This window comes from Mycobacterium sp. ML4 (genome assembly GCF_054515735.1).
Map to the genome: position 1 here is coordinate 291863 of NZ_JBTNSY010000004.1, position 6456 is coordinate 298318.

A 6456-nucleotide genomic window follows, 5' to 3' on the forward strand; every position below is an offset into this window, starting at 1 on the left:
TCACCGCACCGTCTCCTTCTCAATTCGCTTCTCCGGGTTCGGCACATGCACCACGCGCTGCACGAAAACACCCGGCGTGTGCACCGTGGCCGGATCGATCTCCCCCGGTTCGACGAGATGCTCGACCTCGGCGATGGTGATCCGCCCCGCCGGGGCGCACTCGGGGTTGAAGTTGCCGGCGGCGTAACGGTAGACGAGGTTGCCGTGCCGGTCGCCCTTCCACGCATGCACCAGGGCGAAGTCCGTCCGGATTCCCCGCTCGAGAACATAGGTGACGCCATCGAATTCACGGGTCTCCTTGGGCGGTGACACGATCGCCACCTCACCCGAGGCGTCGTAGCGCCAGGGCAGCCCGCCGTCGGCGATCTGGGTGCCCACCCCGGCCGGTGTATAGAAACCCGGGATGCCCATCCCGCCGGCACGCAACCGCTCGGCCAGGGTGCCTTGCGGGGTCAGCTCGACTTCCAGTTCACCGGAGAGGAACTGACGCGCAAATTCCTTATTCTCACCGACATATGAGGAAATCGTGCGACGAATCCGCTTGTGCTTCAACAGCACTCCGAGTCCGACGTCGTCCACCCCGCAGTTGTTGGAGACCGTCTCGAGATCGGTGACCCCCCGCTCGGCCAGGGCCGATATCAACGCTTCCGGGATGCCGCAAAGCCCGAATCCCCCGACGGCCAGTGACGAGCCGTCGGTGATGTCCGCGACCGCTTCCGCAGCGGTAGCCACCACCTTGTCCATGTATCGCAGCGCCCTCCGGATTCAGTTAATAATGATTAACTGGACACCACAGAATACCATTCCCACCCAACGGCGTCCATGGTGGGCGCCGGCGCGGCTATCCGCCGCCACGGAGCCATTCGATCGCCGCCTGACGCATCTCGACTTTGCGAACCTTGCCGGTCACCGTCATCGGGAATTCGTCAACGACCCGCAGGTAACGTGGGATCTTGAACCGGGCGATGCGGCCCAGGCAGAACTCGCGCAGTTGCTCGATGGTCAACTCCGACGCGCCGTCGCGCAACCTGACCACCGCCATGATCTCCTCGCCATAGCGCGCGTCTGGTACTCCGATGACGTGGGCGTCGACGATGTCGGGATGCGTGTAAAGGAATTCCTCGATCTCGCGCGGAGAGATGTTCTCGCCGCCCCGCATGACGATGTCCTTGATGCGCCCGGTAATCCGTACATAGCCACACTCGTCCATCGCCGCCAGGTCACCGCTGTGCATCCACCCGTCCGCGTCGATCACCTCGGCCGTCTTCGCCGCGTCATTCCAGTAACCCGACATCACCGAATAGCCCCGGGCGCAGAATTCGCCCTGCACCTCACGCGCAACGGTGTGGCCAGTGCCCGTATCCACCACCTTGATTTCCAGGTGCGGGCCTACCCGTCCGACGGTGTCGACGCGCCGTTCCAGGGGGTCGTCGACGCGGGTCATGACGGACACGGGGGCCGTTTCTGTCATGCCGTAACAGATCGAGACCCCGGGCATGTGCATGCGCTCGATCACTTGCCGCATCACCTCGACCGGGCAGGTAGCGCCCGCCATGATCCCGGTGCGCAGGCTGTGCAGTTCGTAGTCGCCGAAATCCGGTAGTCCGAGTTCGGCGATGAACATGGTCGGCACGCCATAGAGGCTGGTGCAGTGTTCGGACTGCACCGCCCGCAGGGTCGCGGCCGGATCGAACCCCGGCGCCGGGATCACCATGCAGGCACCGTGGCTGGTTGCCGCCAGATTGCCCATGACCATGCCGAAGCAGTGATAGAACGGCACCGGGATACAGATCCGATCACGTTCGGTGTACTCGAGTAGTTCGCCCACCAGGTAGCCGTTGTTGAGGATGCTGCGATGAGCGAGCGTCACCCCCTTGGGGTAACCGGTTGTGCCCGAGGTGTATTGGATGTTGATCGGATCGGTCGGTGTGAGCATCGCGGCCCGGTGCGCCAGCGCGTTGAGGTCAACATCCGTGCCGGCCAACGTATCCCAGCGGTCGTCGCCCAGGATCACCACCTCGCGCAGGTCGACACAACCGGGCCTGACCTCGGCCAGCATCGACGGGTAGTCGGCGTCCTTGAATCCGGTCGCGGCGATCACCAACGAAATTCCGGATTGTTGCAGCGCATACTCCAATTCCCGCGCCCGGTAGGCGGGATTGATGGTGACCAGGATCGCACCGATCGACGCAGTCGCGTACTGAACCAGGACCCACTCCCACCGGTTGGGCGCCCAGATGCCTACCCGATCACCTACGCCGATGCCGGCGCCCAGTAGCCCGGAGGCCAGCCGCCGGACATCGGCCAGGAGGTCGGCGTAACTCCACCGACGGCCCGCAGCGACGTCGACGAGTGCCTCGCGCCCGCCGAATGCCGTTGCGGTATCGGCAAGATTGGCGCCAATGGTGGCTTCCAGCAACGCTGGGCTGCTCGGGCCACGCTCATAGGAAAGCGGATTGCGGTCTGCGGCGTCGGTGGTTGCCACGGTTTCCTCCGACCGGTTATCGGGTGCTACGTTAGTGACGATTAACCGACATGTCCAGGAGGCCGTCATGGCAGCGTCCGCCCCGGACGATGAACCCGGCCGGCCTGAGACGCCAAATCGTCGCAGCCAGTTGAAATCCGACCGGCGCCAACAATTGCTGTCGGCGGCCGAACGGCTGTTCGCCGAACGCGGATTCCTCGCGGTGCGGCTGGAGGACATCGGCGCTGCCGCAGGTGTCAGCGGTCCCGCGATCTACCGGCACTTCCCCAATAAGGAGTCGTTGCTGGTCGAATTGCTGGTCGGTATCAGCGCCGGGTTGCTGGCGGGTGCTCGCGCGGTGGCGCACAGCGGTGCTGACGCGGCTGCGACGCTGGACGGCCTGATCGATTTTCACCTCGACTTCGCGCTGAGCGAGCCTGATCTGATCCGGATTCAGGACCGGGACCTCGCGCACCTACCGGCGGCTGCCGAGCGCCAGGTGCGCAAGGCACAGCGTCAGTACGTCGAGATCTGGGTGGGCGTGTTGCGCGAACTCAACCCTGATCTAGCCGAAGCCGACGCGAGACTGATGGCGCATGCCGCGTTCGGACTGCTGAACTCCACGCCCTACAGCATGAACTCGGCGGATGCCAAGCAGGCGCGGGCAGCACGGTCGCGGGCCGTCATGCGGGCAATGACACTCGGTGCACTGACCGCCGGAGATCGTTAGCTGTCCGGCGGGTTGCGCCGGTCGTGAAACCAGTACCGTGCAATGCCCGGTACCCTTCGAAGTGGACATGAACGATCCACGTCGCACCCAGCAATTCGGTCCCCCTCAACCGGGGTCTGGTTCGGCGTGGCCGCAGGACTACGGGAATTCGCCTGCGATCGACTACCCCGCTTACGCGGACGAGATGCCGTACGCCACCTACGGGGGTGCCGGGTCCGGGTGGTCGCCCGGCGCCCCACAGCCCGATCCGACGCAGCAGTTGCCGCCACAGTATTGGCAGCAGGGCGTGCCGCCGCAGGATGAGCAGCCGAATGAGGGATCGCCACGTTCCCCACGATGGCTGTGGTTCCTCGCCGGGGCTGCGGTGTTGCTCGTCATCGGGCTGGTGGTGGCGCTCGTCATCGCCAACGGGGCCCTCAAACAACAGACCGCTATCGAACCTCTGCCGCCGGTACCCAGCACCACCCTCGCGCCTCCGACCACCCGCACGACGTCACCGCCGTCGACCACACGCAGGGCGCCACGCACCACCACGACCGCGCCCCCGGCTACGACGTCGCCTCCTGGCGTGCCGGGCACGCCGGGAGCGATGCAGACCGTTGTTTACAGCGTCTCGGGAGAGGGCCGTGCGATCAGCGTCATGTACATGGACGCCGGTGACATGATCCAAACCGAATTCAACGTGGCGCTGCCCTGGACCAAACAGGTGAGCTTGTCGACTTCGGCCGTCCATCCGCCGAGCGTCACTGTTGTCAACATCGGCCACGAGATCACCTGCTCGGTCACGGTGGCCGGGGTCCAGGTACGGCAACGCACCGGACAGGGTCTGACCTTCTGCGACGCCCCGCGCTAACCAGAGTCAGTCGCGTACCGGGGAGCCCGCACCTTCAGCATCGCCAGCAGTCCGACCAGCAGCACCAGCGCTATGCCGCCCAGACCGGCCCGGGCCACGCCGAACACGTCCACGAAGACAGAGAACATCCATGGCCCCAGGAACGCCACCGCCCGGCCCGTCATCGTGTAGAGCCCGAAAGCCACGCCCTCCTTGCCGTCCTGCGCCATGCGCAACAGCAGCGCTCGCGCCGACGACTGGGATGGTCCGATGAACAGACACAGCAACAGCCCGCACACCCAGAAGGCGAGCGCCCCCGAAAGTGCCAGCAAGCTCAGCGCCGAGGCAAGAATTGCCGTCAGCGACACCACGATCACCGGCTTGGAGCCCACCCGGTGGTCGATCAACCCACCGCACACCGCACCCACTGCGGCCACCACGCTGCCGGCCACGCCGAACACCAGCACATCGGCCTTGGAGAGGGTGTAGACATTGACGCCCAGCACCGCACCGAAGGCGAAGATCGCCGCCAGGCCGTCCCGGAAGATCGCGCTGGCCACCAGGAAGTAAACGAGATTGCGGTCGCGCCGCCACTCGGCGGACAGGTCGATCCACAGTTTGCGGTAGGCGCCCAGCAAGCTCGTCTTGGGGACGACTTCGGTTCCTTCGTCGGGCAGGCGATGGGCGACGAGGAGCAACGGCAGACCCAGCACCGCCAGCCACGCCGCGGCCAGGAGCATTGCCGCGCGGACGTTGAGTCCGTCGTGGGTGGACAGGTGCAGCAACCCGCGCCTGTCGCCGTCGCCGCTCATGAAGCCGACATAGACCATGATCAACAGCAGAACGCTGCCGATGTATCCCGATGCCCAGCCGAAGCCCGAAATGCGTCCCGCCGTCGCCGGAGTCGAGAACTCCCGCAACATCGCGTTGTACGGGACGCTGGCCAGATCACCGCACGCGGCCGTCGCCGCCAACAGCGCCAGCCCGGCGAACAGATAACCGGGTTGATCGCGAATCTGCGACATGCCGCACGTCGAGGCCACAGCGAGGCCGGTCAGCACGCCCAGCGCGATGTGTCGCCGGTGCGGAGAGGCCACCCACACGCCGACAACGGGAGCCAGCAACGCGACGACGATTCCCGCCACGGCTCCGGCACGCCCCAGCCAACTCTCGGGTGTGGCACCGCCAGGGCTGCCCTCCCCCACGCTGCTGGTGAGGTAAACCGAGAACACGAAGGTCGCCGCGATCGCGTTCAGACCGGTCGAGCCGCAGTCCCACAGCGCCCACGCCGCGATCCGTGATCGCTTATACGTACGTCCGGGGCCCGGAATGCTTCCCGGGACGCGTCGAGCCCGCAGATCTGCAGGCCCGTCGTCGCACTTTTGCTGCAACGTTGCAGGCTCGATGCGTTGATGGTCCCCACCGGCCGGGTTGCGGCGGTTCTCAGCCGACCCCGGCTTCCCGTCACCCATGCACAGGACTCTATTGGTTTCGCCAGCGACCCGTCCCCCGCAAGCGGGAGGTACCCCCAGCGCCCGGCTCCGCCGTCGAGCAATGTCTACGATCGTCGTCATGCCGGTTCCTGCTCCCAGCCCCGACGCACGCGCCGTTGTCACCGGGGCTTCGCAAAACATCGGTGAGGCACTGGCCACGGAGCTGGCCGCCCGCGGACACAGCCTGATCGTCACCGCGCGACGCGAGGACCTGCTCAACCAGCTCGCCGCCCGGCTCGCGGACAAGTACCGCGTCACGGTCGAGGTGCGGCCGGCCGACCTCGCTGACCCCTCCGAACGCGCGAAGCTCTGCGACGAGCTGGCCACCCGGCAGGTCTCGATCCTGTGCGCCAATGCCGGCACTGGGACGTTCGGTGCGATCGCCGAACTGGATCCGGCCGCTGAGAAGGCCCAGGTGCAGCTGAATGCCGTTGCGGTGCATGACCTTACGTTGGCGGTGCTGCCGGGCATGGTACGGCGCGGGGCGGGTGGGATCCTGATTTCCGGCTCTGCCGCAGGCAATTCGCCGATCCCGTACAACGCCACCTACGCCGCTACCAAGGCGTTCGCGAACACCTTCAGCGAATCGCTGCGCGGCGAACTGCGCAAGTCCGGGGTGCACGTCACGCTGCTGGCTCCCGGCCCGGTGCGCACCGATCTGCCCGAAGGTGACGAACGGTCACTAGTCGAGAAACTGGTGCCCGATTTCCTGTGGATCTCGACCGAACACACTGCGCAGGTGTCGTTGGATGCGTTGGAGCGCAACAAGATGCGCATTGTTCCGGGCCTGACGTCGAAGGCGATGTCGGTGGCCAGCGGGTATGCGCCCCGGGCGATCGTCGCGCCGATCGTGGGCGCGTTCTACAAGAAACTCGGTGGCGGTTAGCCGCTCCTAGTGTCCTGAGTCATTAATTACAGTCTAGTTGTTAAACTGGGC

Annotated in this window: 6 protein-coding genes; 3 read left to right on the plus strand and 3 right to left on the minus strand. The window is 65.8% G+C overall.

Annotation, left to right across the window (positions count from 1 at the left end; translation table 11 throughout):
- Both ACX9NE_RS06430 and ACX9NE_RS06435 read right to left on the minus strand, forming a co-directional pair.
- Positions 1-744 (minus strand): CoA transferase subunit A, encoded by a 744-nt coding sequence (locus ACX9NE_RS06430; protein WP_459360643.1) that lies wholly within the window; start codon positions 742-744, stop codon positions 1-3.
- A 97-nt stretch (positions 745-841) separates the two neighbouring features.
- Entirely contained in the window at positions 842-2485 is a 1644-nt protein-coding gene (locus ACX9NE_RS06435; RefSeq protein WP_459360642.1) for an AMP-binding protein, read from the minus strand.
- A gap of 67 nt (positions 2486-2552) precedes the next feature.
- Between ACX9NE_RS06435 and ACX9NE_RS06440 the strand changes: the two genes are divergently transcribed.
- Together ACX9NE_RS06440 and ACX9NE_RS06445 are read left to right on the plus strand one after the other, a co-directional pair.
- Complete coding sequence (locus tag ACX9NE_RS06440; RefSeq protein ID WP_459360641.1) at positions 2553-3194, plus strand: SACE_7040 family transcriptional regulator; 642 nt, start codon at positions 2553-2555, stop codon at positions 3192-3194.
- 67 nt (positions 3195-3261) lie between these two features.
- On the plus strand, positions 3262-4047 hold the full coding sequence (locus tag ACX9NE_RS06445; RefSeq protein ID WP_459360640.1) for an MmpS family transport accessory protein: 786 nt from the start codon (positions 3262-3264) through the stop codon (positions 4045-4047).
- Here the strand turns inward: ACX9NE_RS06445 and ACX9NE_RS06450 are convergent.
- Positions 4044-5498 carry an MFS transporter gene (locus ACX9NE_RS06450; RefSeq protein WP_459370702.1) on the minus strand — a complete coding sequence of 485 codons (1455 nt, stop codon included), beginning with the start codon at positions 5496-5498 and terminating at the stop codon, positions 4044-4046. The genes ACX9NE_RS06445 and ACX9NE_RS06450 overlap by 4 nt on opposite strands.
- A 100-nt stretch (positions 5499-5598) precedes the next feature.
- Between ACX9NE_RS06450 and cmrA the strand changes: the two genes are divergently transcribed.
- Complete coding sequence (gene cmrA / locus ACX9NE_RS06455; protein WP_459365270.1) at positions 5599-6405, plus strand: mycolate reductase; 807 nt, start codon at positions 5599-5601, stop codon at positions 6403-6405.
- The last annotated feature ends 51 nt before the right edge of the window (positions 6406-6456 follow it).